The sequence below is a fragment of the Bradyrhizobium sp. CER78 genome (assembly GCF_029846235.1).
Classification (GTDB): domain Bacteria; phylum Pseudomonadota; class Alphaproteobacteria; order Rhizobiales; family Xanthobacteraceae; genus Bradyrhizobium.
The window spans coordinates 196,569-210,143 of the sequence record NZ_JARVWP010000011.1 but is presented as its reverse complement, the minus strand read 5'-3'; the positions used below and the strand labels follow the sequence as shown (position 1 = coordinate 210,143).

Below are 13,575 nucleotides of genomic sequence, written 5' to 3'. Positions count from 1 at the left end.
AGCCGGCTGTAACAGGCGCCTCGGAGAACACCGCATCGTTTATCTCGTCGTATCTTTCCTTTGGGAGATCAACCATGCGCCTGTCCCTGCTCTGCTCCGTCGCCTCGATCCTGCTCGCCACGTCGGCGTTCGCGCAGAGCGAGGGCGAATTTCCGGCGACGCTGGCAGGACACGCCGTGATGCCGGCGGAGAGCTTCATCGATGCTCCAGCCGATGCGCCGCCAGACCTGAAGACCTCCGGCAAGTACACCACCGGCAAGCGCGTCGACGCCATCGGCACCGTGATGGGCAAATCCTACGAGCGGCCGACCGGCGTGTCGCTGCCGTTCAAGGGCCAGCCGCTGCAGGGCCATTCCGGCATCAAGGCGATGCCCGACGGCACGTTCTGGGTGATCACCGACAACGGCATGGGCTCGCGCTACAACTCGGCGGACTCGATGCTGTATCTGAACCGCTACAAGATGGACTGGGCGGGTGGCAAGATCGAGCGCCAGGAGACCGTGTTCCTGCACGATCCCGACAAGAAGGTGCCGTTCCGCATCGTGCATGAGGACACCGCCAAGCGTTATCTCACCGGCGCCGACTTCGACACCGAAGGCTTCCAGATCATCAACGACATTTTCTGGATCGGCGACGAGTTCGGGCCCTACATCCTGAAGGCCGACAAGACCGGCAAGATCCTCGCGGTGTTCGAAACCGTTGCCGACGGCAAGCCGGTGCGCTCGCCGGATCACTGGGCGGTACAGTCGCCCGGCGCGCCGGGCGCTTCCTACACCAATGTCAATCTGCGCCGCTCCAAGGGCTATGAGGGCTTCGCCGCCTCCAAGGACGGCAAATTCCTCTACGGCCTGCTCGAAGGACCGCTGTGGGATGCCGACAAGAAGGATTGGGAGAAGGTCGACGGCAAGGAAGCCTCGCGCATCCTCGAATTCGACGTCGCCGCGGAGAAGTTCACCGGCCGCTACTGGCAGTATGTGTTCGAGCAGAACGGCAATGCGATCGGCGACTTCAACATGATCGATCCGACGCAGGGCCTCGTGATCGAGCGCGACAATGGCGAAGGCACCGCCGACAAGGCCTGCCCGCAAGGCCAGCGCGGCGAGAACTGCTTCCCCGATCTCGCCAAGTTCAAGCGCGTCTACAAGATCGAGCTCTCCGACGCCAATGTCGGCAAGCCGGTGCGCAAGATCGGCTATATCGACCTCTTGAAGATCCGCGATCCGAACAAGAAGGCCCGCAAGCCGCTGAATGACGGCGTCTACACCTTCCCGTTCTTCACCATCGAGAATGTCGACCGGGTCGACGAAACCCACATCATCGTCGGCAACGACAACAACCTGCCGTTCTCCTCGAGCCGCGACCCGAACAAGGCCGATGACGACGAGTTCGTGCTGCTCGAAGTCGGAGACTTCCTGAAGGCGAAGTGAGTCTGCTGCGCTCGCCGCACACAACGGTGTCGTCGCCCGGCTCGACCGGGCGACCCAGTATTCCAGAGGCGGTCGACTTCAACGGATAGGCCGCGGCGTACTGGATGCCCCGCTCAAGGCGGGGCATGACAGCGAATATGTGGAAGCTCGTCCCGTTCTCCTCGCACCTGATAGCGCGTGGCCATCAGATCAGGCTCAACCCAAAGGTTGTCCGACAAATGCACTTCTAGCAACGCGCTAGATGATGCTAGCCTCCGCCGATACTTGAGTCGCTTTGGGGCAAATCATGCAAGAGAAATCCAGCCTGACCACCATCGAAGCGCTGATAGCTGCGGGCTTCGTTGTGTACCTGACCTGGGATCAAAGCTGGGGCCTTCCGCCGGCATGCATCGCCCTGATACTCGGCGTGATCGTCTACTTTGCCTATCTGTACTTGATGCGCCGATTGGTGAGGCTTCATCAGAACAGCTACGGTGTTGTGGCCACGATATTGGCCCTTGCATGGGCTGTATTGGCTTACTTCGCAATGAGCGCGCTGCAGGCGGGGTTTGCCAGCCAGATACCCGACACATTGCTGATGCATCTATGGCCCTGGATCGCAGCGATCGCCGCTTTCATCGGCGCGCTCGCCAGCAAGGTGCGCTTCATGGACGATGTTCGCGACTATGTCCTCGGCCGTCGCGCGCACTGGGACAACCAGCACTGGCTGGAGGAGAACGCCGGCTTCTAACGCGTTTTCAAGCGAAGTGGACACCGGTTCGCGTGAAGAAAACGCGTCAATATAGCGAGCGTTCACTGAGCAAACGTCACTCCTTCCTGGTCCGGTAATCTCCGAACGTGGTGTCGCGCTGGTCGAGCTGGGCCTTCACGCTGCCGCCGTCGCGGCGGAAGCCGGCCATGTAGGCCTTGCTCGCCTCGGTGGTGAAGGCCAGCGCCTGGATCTCGGTGCCGGCGCGCATCGCGGCGCGGGCGCCCATGATCTCCATCGCGCGATGCACGCTGCGCTTGTTGAGCTGCTGCAGCTCGATCGGCACCTTCGCCGCACGTTCGGCGAAATCCAGTGTCTTCGCTTCCAGCTCTGCGAGCGGAAATGACCGGGTCGCGTAGCCCCACTCGGCGGCCTCACGGCCGGACATCGCGTCTCCGGTCAGCATCAACTCCATGGCGCGGCGCATGCCGACAAGCCAGGGGTGATACTGCATGTCGGGCGGGCTCATCAGCCGCACCGGCGGATAGCCGATCTGGGCATCGTCGGCGACATAGACCACGTCGCAAGCGGTCGCGAGCTCGGTGCCGCCGGCGAGGCAATAGCCGTGCACCTGTGCGATCACGGGCTTTGCGAGATCCCAAATCGAGAACCAGCCCTCGACGACATGGCGCGACCATTGGCCGGGGCCGGATGCCGAATGATAAGGCTGGTCGACGCGGTTGTCGGCGGAGAGATCATAGCCCGCCGAGAAGCACGGCCCCGCGCCACGCAGAATCGCGATCGAAATATCGGGATCGCGGTCGGCCTGCTCCAGCACCGCGAAGATCTCGCCGCGCAGGCGGTTGTTGAGCGCATTGCGCTTCTCGGGGCGGTTTAGCGTGATACGGCGGACGCGCGGACGCGGATCATCGACGATGATGTGCTGGTAGCTCATGGATCCTCCCGATCTCAGGCATTTTTGCCGTTAGCAAAGTGATGCCCGAGATCGGGAGCTGTGTCATCGGCTGCCAGCGCAGATCACCCCGCCGGCACCATCACGACGCCCTTGTCCTTCGGCCAGCGCATCCGCCAGGCGAAATTGACGTCACGAACTTCGCCGGCCTTGGCCTCGAACGCCCATTCCAGCACGCCGCGCTTGTCGCGCAAATTGGTGGTGGTCGCCGGCGTCGACGACGGCAGCATCTCGACCACGATGTCGTCGTTCTCGCTGACCGGGAGCTGATCCTGGATCGCGACCTTGATCGGGAAGTCGTGACCGTTGCGTACCGTGGTCTTGAACGCGCGCTCGTCGGTCTTCGACGTCGTCACGATCAGGCCGGCGGAGCCCTCGTTGCGCTTCACCACCGTGCGCTCGATCTTGACCTTGTCGTCGGCGCCAAAGCCGAGCCGCACGGTCTCGTCCTTGGCGGCGGTGGCCATCCGGCTGCGGCCGACAAATATGCCATCGCGGTAGATCGAGACCTGCCCCGGCAACAGCGGCGCGTCATCGGCCTGCACGAAGCTCGCCTCCAGGAATGCGGTCGGATCGATCACCGGGACGGCGCGGACCGCGAGATCGGGGGTGATCGTCGCCGTCGAGATGCGCAGGCTCTTGGCGCCCTCATTGGCGGCAACGCTGACGCGGCCGGGAACCTTGAAGGAAGCCTGGAAGGCGCCGACCTCGGCTGTGGCATCCCGCTCCTCGGCCTGCTTGGACAGATGCTGCTCCATCGGCGGCGCAGCCGGTGCGGGCATCAGCGCCGAGGGCTGTTGCACGCTGTCGAACGCTCGGCCCGCAGCCAGCGGCCGCGGCGGCAGCGGATATCTCACGACCAGCGAATTGAGATCGGGCGCGTTGCCGCCGCGGGCGACGCGCACGGTGGAGACGACGAGCGCCACGTTCGACCAATCCTCGCCGGTCGACTGGGTGATCTCGGCACGGCGCACCAGTTCGATCGCCGGCTTGCGATCCTTGGCGCCGGTGTCGAGACGAGCGTCGTAAATCGGCATCCAGCGGGCATTGCGCACCGCATAGGTCACCCGCAATGTCGCGCGGGTCGCGGCGGCGGAGGCCAGCTCGATCCGCACCTCGAGCTTGCTGGGTGGCTTGGCGGCACGATCGGCCTCAAGACGCGCGATCTCGCGATCGATGTCGCGCTGCTTGCGCGTGGCGTCGCGGATCGCGTTGTCGGCGGTTGCCACTTCGTCTCCGACCGCCGAGAACGCGGCGCGCCACTCGCTGACCGGACGCGCCTCGCCCTTCTCGCCGATCCCGACCGGCGAGGCCTCGGCAAAATGTTCGGCGAATTTGCGCCGCGCTTCGGCCGCGGTGATGATCCCCTGCAGATCCTCGCGCTGATCCCTAAGCGCCTCGATCCGCTTGTCGATGTCGGGCAGGTTCGCCGGCGGCACCGGGCGCGGTGGCCGCGCGTCGATGGCTCCGATCGTCAGCCGGTCGCCGGCCTCGCCCTCGACCCGCAACGAGGTCGGATCGAGCCCCATCGGGAAATCCTTCGCGACGAGCGTGTTGTCGCCGGCGGGCAGATCCAGCGTGATGACGCGGGTGACATTCGCGCCATCGGGATAGACGGTCACGGCGTCGACCTGCGACGCCGCGTCGAGATTGGCCGCATGCAGCGGCCCGGCAACCAGCGCTCCCGCCAGCACCAGGCTGGTGGTCACAAGACAATTCGCAATCCTTCGCATCACACATCCCTCCGGGAAACATCGCTTCGCGCGCGAGACGAACCGCGCGCCCGACTCAAGGCGCGCCGTTTCTGGTGGTGAGACGCAGCGAGGAAGGGACTGGTTCGATTGAGGTTTCCCTGCGGCACGAGCATGGCGTCGTCGCGGCTGCTGTATGGCGCGGCGATGTCGGATGGTCCCTTCTGCCGTCAATGCACGAAAGGCGGCACAAAAAAGCACGGCGCCCTGAGGCGCCGTGCTGCAAATCTTGAACGATCGGGCCGAGCCGAAGGCTCAGCTGTAGATCTCGAACAGACCGGCGCCGCCCTGACCGCCGCCGATGCACATGGTCACGACGCCCCACTTGGCCTTGCGGCGACGGCCTTCCTGCAGGAGGTGGCCGGTGAGCCGGGCGCCGGTCATGCCGAACGGATGACCGATCGCGATCGAGCCGCCGTTGACATTGTACTTCTCGGGATCGATGCCGAGCTGGTCGCGCGAATAGAGGCACTGGCTGGCGAAGGCCTCGTTGAGCTCCCAGAGGTCGATGTCGTCGACCTTCAGGCCGTGGCGCTTGAGCAGCTTCGGCACGGCAAACACCGGACCGATGCCCATCTCGTCGGGCTCGCAGCCGGCCGAGGCCCAGGCCACGAAGCGGCCGAGCGGGTTGAGGCCGCGCTTCTCGGCGTCCTTGGCTTCCATCAGCACCACGGCGGCGGCGCCGTCCGACAGCTGGCTGGCATTGCCGGCGGTGACGAACTTGCCCGGGCCCTTGACCGGCTCGAGCTTGGCAAGGCCTTCCAGCGTGGTTTCGGGGCGGTTGCACTCGTCGCGATCGACCACGTAGTCGACGATCGACTCGGCCTTGGTCGCCTTGTCGACCACCTTCATCTTGGTCTTCATGGGGACGATTTCGTCCTTGAACTTGTTGGCCTGCTGCGCGGCCGCCATGCGGCGCTGCGACTCCAGCGAATACTCGTCCTGGTATTCGCGGCTGAGCTTGTAGCGCTCGGCGACGATGTCGGCGGTGTCGATCATCGCCATGAAGATGTCGGGCGCGGTCTTGAGCAGATCCGGATCGATCGATTCCTTCGGCGAACCGCCGCCGGGAATCGAGATGCTCTCGACGCCGCCGGCGACGATGCAATCGGAGCCATCCGAACGAATGGAGTTGGCGGCCATCGCGATGGTCTGCAGACCCGACGAGCAGAAGCGGTTCACGGAGACGCCCGCGGTCGACTTCGGCAGGCCGGCGAGCAGCGCGGCCTGGCGGCCGATGTTCGGCGCGCCATGCGCGCAATTGCCGAGATAGCAATCCTCGACATATTCCTTGTCGACGCCGGCGCGGTCGACCGCGTGCTTGATGGCGTGCGCGGCGAGCGACATCGGCGGGGTGATGTTGAATCCGCCACGGCCGGACTTCGCCAGGCCGGTGCGCGCGTAGGAAACGATTACGGCTTCACGCATTGTTTTCTCCCTCTGAGATGACGGTCATTGTGGCGCGTCGTGGCCCGTTCGTACACATTTTTCGTGCGGCGCAACAGCAATACCGGAGACCCTGGAACGACAAACGCCGTCTCCGGGGCCGGAGACGGCGTCATGTTCCGCAGATCGGAATTTGGGTGTGTTTGAACGAGATCAGGTGATGACCACGAGCGCGCTTTGGCTCCCTCTCCCGCTTGCGGGGGAGGGTTGGGGTGGGGGTATTTCCGCAATCGAAAATCTTTGTGAGGAGAGAGCCCCCACCCGGATCGCATCTATCGATGCGATCCGACCTCCCCCGCAAGCGGGAGAGGTGAAGCGCGGCAGCGGATCAGCCGTCGGATTGCAAACTAAAACGTAAGGGCCTTGGCCTGCTTCACCTGCGGCAGCGATTGCACCTTGGCGAGCAGCTCCGCCGGCACCGCGCCGTCGACCTCGACCAGCGCAATGGCGTCGCCGCCCTGCTTGACGCGGCCGAGATGGAAGGTCGCGATATTGATCTTGGCGTCGCCGAGCAAGCTCGCGAACGCGCCGATGAAGCCCGGCTTGTCCTCGTTGGTCACGTAGATCATCGACTTGCCGAATTCGGCATCGACGCGGATCCCCTTGATGTCGACGAGGCGCGGCTTGCCGTCAGCATAGACGGTGCCGGACACCGAACGCTCCTGGCGCTCGGTCGCGACGGTGACCGTGATCAGGCTTTCGTAGTCGCTCTGCGCAGCGCGGACCACCTCGTCCACCACCATGCCGCGCTCCTTGGCGACGACCGGCGCGGATACCACGTTGACCTCGCCCAGCATAGGACGCAGCAGGCCGGACAGCACCGCCGAGGTGATCGCCTTGATCTTCATCTCGGCGACGTGGCCCTCATAGGTGATCGTGGTCTTGAGGATGCCGCTCTCGGTGAGCTGGCCGGCGAACGAGCCGAGCTTCTCGGCGAGCTCGATGAACGGCTTCAACTTCGGCGCCTCTTCCGCCGTGATCGAGGGGAAGTTGACCGCGTTCGAGATCGCGCCCGACAGCAGATAGTCCGACATCTGCTCGGCGACCTGCAGCGCGACGTTCTCCTGCGCCTCGGTGGTGGAGGCGCCGAGATGCGGGGTGCAGATCACGTTGGGATGACCGAACAGCACGTTCGTGGTCGCCGGCTCCTCGACGAACACATCGAAGGCGGCGCCCGCGACATGCTTGGAATTCAGCGCATCGACCAGCGCCTGCTCGTCGACCAGGCCGCCGCGGGCGCAATTGATGATGCGCACGCCCTTCTTCATCTTGGCGATCGCCGCCGCGTCGATGACGTTGCGGGTCTTCTCGGTCAGCGGCGTGTGCAGCGTGATGAAATCGGCGCGCTTGAGCAGGTCATCCAGCTCGACCTTCTCGACGCCGATATCCTTGGCGCGCTCCGGCGACAGGAACGGATCGAACGCGATCACCTTCATGCGCAGGCCGAGCGCGCGGTCGGCGACGATCGAGCCGATATTTCCGCAGCCGATCACGCCCAGCGTCTTGGCGGTGATCTCGACGCCCATGAAGCGGTTCTTCTCCCACTTGCCGGCCTGGGTCGAGGCGTCGGCCTGCGGGATCTCGCGCGCCAGCGCCAGCATCAAAGTGATAGCATGCTCGGCGGTCGTGATCGAATTGCCGAACGGGGTGTTCATCACGATGATGCCCTTGGCGGTCGCAGCCGGAATCTCGACATTGTCGACGCCGATGCCGGCGCGGCCGATCACCTTCAGCTTCGTCGCCTTCTCGATGATCTTGGCGGTCGCCTTGGTGGCCGAGCGGATCGCGAGGCCATCATAATTGCCGATGATCTCAGCGAGCTTGTCCTTGTCCTTGCCGAGGTTGGGCTGGAAGTCGACCTCGACGCCGCGATCCTTGAAGATCTGCACGGCGGCGGGAGACAGCGCGTCGGAAATCAGAACCTTGGGTTTTGTCATGTGACTGTTCCTCTGCCCTGCAACGGGCGGGTCTCTTGGACCAATGGGGTGAAGTCTCTGATCACTTCTCCCTCTCCCCGTTCTTACGGGGAGAGGGTTGGGGTGAGGGGCGGCCACGGGCGAGGAACAAGCCGAGAGGGCCCCTCACCCGGATTGCTGCGCAATCCGACCTCTCCCCGTAAGGACGGGGAGAGGTGACAAGAGAAAGCTCAAGCAGCCTTGGGCAGCGCCGCCTTGGTCTCGGCGAAGGCCCAGTCGATCCACTGCGTCAGCAGCTCGACGTCCTTTGCCTCGACGGTGGCGCCGCACCAGATCCGCAGGCCCGCCGGCGCATCGCGGTAATACGCGAAGTCGAAGCCGGCGTTCTCCTTCTCCACCAGCGCGACCAGCTTCTTGCAGAAGTCGGCCTGCGCATCAGCGGGAAGCGAGGTGATCGCGGGATCGGTGAACTTCAGGCACACCGAGGTGTTGGACCGGATCGCGGGATCCTTGGCCAGGAAGTCGATCCAGGGCGTCCGCGCCTTCCAGTCGGCGAGCGCCTTGGTGTTGGCGTCGGCGCGCGCAATCAGGGCCTTCAGGCCGCCGATCGACTTGGCCCAGTTCAGCGCGTCGAGATAGTCCTCGACGCAGAGCATCGACGGCGTGTTGATGGTCTCGCCTTCGAAGATGCCCTGGTTGAGCTTGCCGCCCTTGGTGAGGCGGAAGATCTTCGGCAGCGGCCAGGCCGGCTTGTAGGTCTCGAGCCGTTCGACCGCACGCGGGGACAGGATCAGCATGCCGTGCGCCGCTTCACCGCCGAGCGCCTTCTGCCAGGAGAAGGTGACGACGTCGAGCTTGGCGAAATCGAGCGGCTGCGCGAAGGCGGCCGAGGTCGCGTCGCAAATCGTCAGGCCTTCGCGGGTTGCGCTGATCCAGTCGGCGTTCGGCACGCGCACGCCCGAGGTGGTGCCGTTCCAGGTGAAGACGACGTCAGAAGCAGGATCGACCTTGGAGAGATCGGGGATTTCACCGTAAGCCGCGTTCAGCTTGGTGACGTCCTTCAGCTTCAATTCCTTGACAATGTCGCTGACCCAACCCTCGCCGAAGGATTCCCAGGCGAGCGTGGTGACGGGGCGCACACCGAGCAGCGACCAAAGCGCCATCTCGACCGCGCCGGTATCCGACGCCGGCACGATGCCGATCTTGTAGTCCGCAGGCACCTCAAGCACTTCGCGCGTCAGTTCGATCGCGAGCTTGAGCTTGGCCTTGCCGACCTTCGCACGGTGCGAACGGCCGAGGGCGGCATCCTTAAGATTGTTGGGGTTCCAGCCGGGGCGCTTGGCGCAGGGGCCGGAGGAGAAATGCGGCACGTTGGGCCGCGAAGCGGGCTTCGCTGCAGTCATAATCTACCCTTCCAGATAGCTGCCTCTCGGTGGGGAGAGGTTTCCCGCGGTCGGAGATAGTGGAAGGGTACCCAAACGTCAAGGAAGTTCAGACTTTTCCGGAACGATCGGGAGATCACGGCTGATTGATGGGGCGTTCTCGACCTGCTGCATCGTCTCCTGGTCGAGCAAGTCTGCCGCCAGAGTCATGATCTTAACTGCCTTGCGCCGGCTCGATATTTTCAAAATGCTCTTATCGCCGGCCAGCACGATGTACTCGTTGCCGACCCGCACGATCGAATATTCCGACATTCCAATCCCCAGTTGCCCGCCGCCCCGTGGGAGACGTCCGACATACCGGACTCGTTCCGCCCCGTAAAATCACGGAGGCCGGCTTAGTTTATTGGCTGTTAACCGGAACGCGCAGCAGCGGCTACCGCAGACGTTGCCTTGTGAGCGGCACAGCTTAGTGCGCGCAGCTCAAAAGCGCAGCGTCATGCCGACATGGCTGCGCGCAAATCCCAGCCGCTCATAGAAGCGCTGCGCGTCGACGCGGGTGTGATGCGTCAGCAACTCGACGAGCATGCAGCCTTGCGCACGCGCCTCGGTCACCGCCCACTGCACGAGCTGCTCGCCGATGCCGCGGCTGCGGCAGTGCTTTGCAACGCGGACGTCCTCGAGCAGGCCACGCGAAGAGCCTTGCGAACTGAGGCCGGGCAGGACCGCGAGTTGCAGGCAGCCGACGATGGCGCCCTCCCCGTCGACGGCGACGACGAGCTGCAGGTTTGCATCACGCGCGACCCGTGCGAAGGCATCGTAGTAGCTTTGCGGCAGCGGGTCCACGATCCGCTCGCGTGCGCTGCCGAGCGGATCGTCCGCCAGCATGCCGACGATGGCGGCGACATCCTCGCGCCGTGCGCGGCGGATCGTGATCGATGAGGCTTCAGTCATATCGATGTTCACCAAAAGTCAGCGCACCGCCGGCAGGCCGAGCACATGCTCGGCATCGGCGATCCAGCGGCGGATCATGGGATAGCGCGCGAGTTCGAGGCCGCCGTCCTCCGCCATGCGCGTATAGGCGAGCAACGACACGTCGGCGAGCGAGAACGCATCGCCGACCAGGAACTGCGTGCCGGCAAGGTGCCGCTCCAGGTGATCGAGCGCGACATAGCCGCGCTTGATCAGGTTCGGATCGATCTCGGAGACGGCCTTGCCGAGATACACGATCTGAAAACGGCAGACGGCGACATAAGGCTCGTGGCTGTTCTGCTCCCAGAACATCCAGGCATCCATCCGCGCCGCGCGATAGGGATCGGCGGGGATCAGATCGCTGCCGCGCGCGAGGTAGCGGATGATGGCATTGGATTGCGCGAGCGTGCGTCCGTCATCGAGCTCGACCGTCGGCACCTGACCCCAGCCGTTCAGCTTGAGGAATTCCGCCGTCCGGCTGCCGCCCTTCATGGTGTCGATCTCGACCCATGTGTATGGCAGCGCCAACTTGTCGCACACCCATTTCACCTTCAGGCAATTGCCTGAATTGGCGTCGCCATGGATTTTCATGTGAGGTCGCTCCGCTTGCGGAGCAACATCGGATCAGCCGCACATTGCGGTGTCAAGCGACGCGGCGTTCGTCAGAACTTGTAGCCGATCGCCGCACGTACGCTGTTCTGTGTGACCGACGTGTTCTTGACCGGCATGAACTTGACGTATTCCCACTCGCCGCGCAGGAAAACACAGTTCCACAGCATGTATTCCAGGCCGAGACCAGCGGTCCAGCCTGCAACGTAAGCGTCCGTCTTCGCGTCCGTTGCGGTTTGGGAAAACTGCGGGAGTACAAAGGTGGTCGAACTTCCGTCAGCAAAGTTGATCGTTCTGTTCACCGAGCTCGTGACCGTGCGCGAGACATCCATTCGGCCGACCGCAAGGCCGCCGAACATGTAGGGCAGAAAGTCACCGGTTGCCCAACCCGCCCGGCCGCGGAATGTCACCTCGTCCTTGAGCTTCATTGAAGCGCTTCCATTCAACGTCACGCCGTCGGCGGCAGAGGCACCGGCCGGCAGGACCAAGGTGGGTTGCGCGACTTGAATCGGACCCAGGCTTCCGAAGGTCGATGCCGTAAGGCCGGACCAATGGGTATAGTTTGCTTCGACACCCACCACGGCGTCGTCATACTGCCAGTTGCGTCCGACAAATGCTCCGAAGCCCGAGCTTTGCGAATTGACCCGGCCAAGCAGATTGAATTGGGACGTCGGTCCCTGCAGCGTCGTGTTGCGAAATATGGAATTGGTCAGGGGCGCAACCGAGCCGCCAAAGTCGGTGTTGATCCATGTCTGGCTGACCTGACCGCCGACATACCAGCCGTCCCAGTTTCTGGTGGGTGCGCTGGACGCGGGCAGACTGCCGCGAAGGAACTCCGGCATGTCGGCCGCCTGCGCGCCGGTCACCGCCCCGAACATCATCGCCGCCAGCAAGAACCTACGCATCGCAACGCTCCATCCCACTCATCTAATGCGCGTTGATCATCGCCTGTTAACCTTAACCAATCGTTGTCGCTGGCCGTCTTCGACCACGCAAGTTGCACAAAGCTCGCGACATGGCGCGGCAACGGAAAACGGCGCGGGATGATCCCGCGCCGTTTCAATCGTTAACCGTGAAGGGACGAAATTAGCCCTTATTAGCCCTTGCGGATCAGGGGGGGCGGCGGGGGCGGAGGCAGCACGTCGCAGCAAGGCAAGGCGAAGCGCACACCGAGCTTCACGTCTTGCGAGGTGATGTCGCGGAACTGGAAGCTCGAGGGACCAGTCCGTGTGCCGTCGAAGAAGTGCCCCTGGCCTTGACCGGCGGTGCCCATGTCGAGGTAGCGATAGGCCAGTTCAACCGTGAAGTTGTTGGTGACCTTGTAGGCGACACCGGCATGCACCGCCCAGGCGAAGTTGGTCTTGGTGGCGCCGTCGGCGATGAAGGAGCTGGTCAGGCCCGACCCGCTCGGGAACGTGGCGATGTCGGAGAACGCCGAGGTCTTGAGCACTGCGGCACCGACACCGGCGCCGACGAACGGGGTCAAGCAGCCCCAGGTGCCGAGATCGGCGTAGACGTTGACGAGGCCGACCCAGCTCTGGACGCCGCCATGGTAGGTGTCGCCCAAGGAGCTCGGCCCAGGGAACGTGAAGAAGTCGGTGCCGTTGAAGCTCACCTTCGAGCGATACTCACCGGTGATGTCGGCGCGGAACCAGCTGTTGAACTGATAGCCGACGCCGATGCCGTAGAGCATGCCGCCGTCGAAACCGTGGCCGAATTGATTGAAGGCAGTGCCGGCCGGCAGCGTATCGTAGGCGTTGACGTGCAGCCTCGCCTTGGTGTTGGTCATGCCGATATCGCCGCGCAGATACCAGCCGCCGAAATCCTGGACCGGAGGAGGCGCATACGCCATCGGGGGCGGCGGCATGATCGGCATGTCGGCAGCGAACGCCGCCGAGGACAACAGAGATGCCACTCCCGCGGCAATCAGGGTCTTTACGCTACGCATTGGCTTCGTCCTTTTGGGCCAAGTGAGGCGACACGAAAGGCCCCACGTCTGAAACTCACGGGCGGACGATGGCAGCAAATGTTTAAGCGGCACTTAACCCTAATTTTTAAGGTTGATTTTCTCTCACCGATTTCTGCGGCTGTTGCTTATGGGCCCATAAATGCGCGCACGCAGCGGCGAAAGATGGCGATCTCGCCACAGATGCTAATGAAGCGTTGACGCGGGGCGCGCGTTTGCAGCCCACGCGAGCCGCGGTGTTAGCGAATGCTTAATGCGGGAACCGCTGCTGCCCGCCTCACTGCCGGGAGTTCAGCGAACGGCCTTCGGCATCTTCGGCAGGAACACCGCGAGCAGGCCAATCGCCGGCAGGAATGCGCACAGCTGATAGACGAAGGCAGCGATGCGCGGTGTGGCAGCTGCCGTGGGCGAGAACACCATCACCGTCACCCTGAGGTGCGAGCGGAGC

13 protein-coding genes are annotated in these 13,575 nt (G+C 63.8%); 2 read left to right on the top strand and 11 right to left on the bottom strand.

What is annotated here, in order from left to right; translation table 11 throughout:
- The first annotated feature begins 74 nt into the window (after positions 1–74).
- Positions 75–1,427, top strand: coding sequence for an esterase-like activity of phytase family protein (locus tag QDT69_RS24070; protein ID WP_279708950.1), 1,353 nt, complete (start codon positions 75–77; stop codon positions 1,425–1,427).
- A gap of 286 nt (positions 1,428–1,713) precedes the next feature.
- On the top strand, positions 1,714–2,157 hold the full coding sequence (locus tag QDT69_RS24065) for a hypothetical protein (protein ID WP_279708949.1): 444 nt from the start codon (positions 1,714–1,716) through the stop codon (positions 2,155–2,157).
- 76 nt (positions 2,158–2,233) lie between these two features.
- Here the strand turns inward: QDT69_RS24065 and QDT69_RS24060 are convergent, their stop codons facing one another.
- The 11 genes from QDT69_RS24060 to QDT69_RS24010 all read right to left on the bottom strand — a co-directional run bounded on the left by QDT69_RS24060 (position 2,234) and on the right by QDT69_RS24010 (position 13,547).
- Positions 2,234–3,070, bottom strand: coding sequence for an enoyl-CoA hydratase-related protein (locus tag QDT69_RS24060; RefSeq protein ID WP_279708948.1), 837 nt, complete (start codon positions 3,068–3,070; stop codon positions 2,234–2,236).
- 83 nt (positions 3,071–3,153) lie between these two features.
- Positions 3,154–4,821 (bottom strand): mucoidy inhibitor MuiA family protein, encoded by a 1,668-nt coding sequence (locus QDT69_RS24055; protein WP_279708947.1) that lies wholly within the window; start codon positions 4,819–4,821, stop codon positions 3,154–3,156.
- A gap of 273 nt (positions 4,822–5,094) precedes the next feature.
- Entirely contained in the window at positions 5,095–6,267 is a 1,173-nt protein-coding gene (locus QDT69_RS24050; RefSeq protein ID WP_050423239.1) for an acetyl-CoA C-acyltransferase, read from the bottom strand.
- 365 nt (positions 6,268–6,632) lie between these two features.
- Positions 6,633–8,222: a phosphoglycerate dehydrogenase gene (gene serA, locus QDT69_RS24045; RefSeq protein WP_279708946.1), complete on the bottom strand. Its 1,590-nt coding sequence runs from the start codon at positions 8,220–8,222 to the stop codon at positions 6,633–6,635.
- A 209-nt stretch (positions 8,223–8,431) separates the two neighbouring features.
- Complete coding sequence (locus tag QDT69_RS24040) at positions 8,432–9,604, bottom strand: phosphoserine transaminase (RefSeq protein WP_279708945.1); 1,173 nt, start codon at positions 9,602–9,604, stop codon at positions 8,432–8,434.
- A 78-nt stretch (positions 9,605–9,682) separates the two neighbouring features.
- The gene (locus tag QDT69_RS24035) at positions 9,683–9,895 is read right to left on the bottom strand and encodes a hypothetical protein (protein WP_074128527.1); all 213 of its coding nucleotides are present in this window, start codon (positions 9,893–9,895) and stop codon (positions 9,683–9,685) included.
- Positions 9,896–10,063: 168 nt separating this feature from the next.
- On the bottom strand, positions 10,064–10,534 hold the full coding sequence (locus tag QDT69_RS24030) for a GNAT family N-acetyltransferase (RefSeq protein WP_279708944.1): 471 nt from the start codon (positions 10,532–10,534) through the stop codon (positions 10,064–10,066).
- 18 nt (positions 10,535–10,552) lie between these two features.
- Complete coding sequence (locus QDT69_RS24025) at positions 10,553–11,143, bottom strand: glutathione S-transferase family protein (RefSeq protein WP_279708943.1); 591 nt, start codon at positions 11,141–11,143, stop codon at positions 10,553–10,555.
- 71 nt (positions 11,144–11,214) lie between these two features.
- A complete protein-coding gene (locus tag QDT69_RS24020; RefSeq protein ID WP_279708942.1) occupies positions 11,215–12,066 on the bottom strand; it encodes an outer membrane beta-barrel protein in 852 nt (283 codons plus the stop codon).
- A 191-nt stretch (positions 12,067–12,257) separates the two neighbouring features.
- Positions 12,258–13,109 carry an outer membrane beta-barrel protein gene (locus QDT69_RS24015; protein WP_279708941.1) on the bottom strand — a complete coding sequence of 284 codons (852 nt, stop codon included), beginning with the start codon at positions 13,107–13,109 and terminating at the stop codon, positions 12,258–12,260.
- A 309-nt stretch (positions 13,110–13,418) separates the two neighbouring features.
- Positions 13,419–13,547 (bottom strand): hypothetical protein, encoded by a 129-nt coding sequence (locus QDT69_RS24010; protein ID WP_279708993.1) that lies wholly within the window; start codon positions 13,545–13,547, stop codon positions 13,419–13,421.
- Between the last annotated feature and the right edge of the window lie 28 nt (positions 13,548–13,575).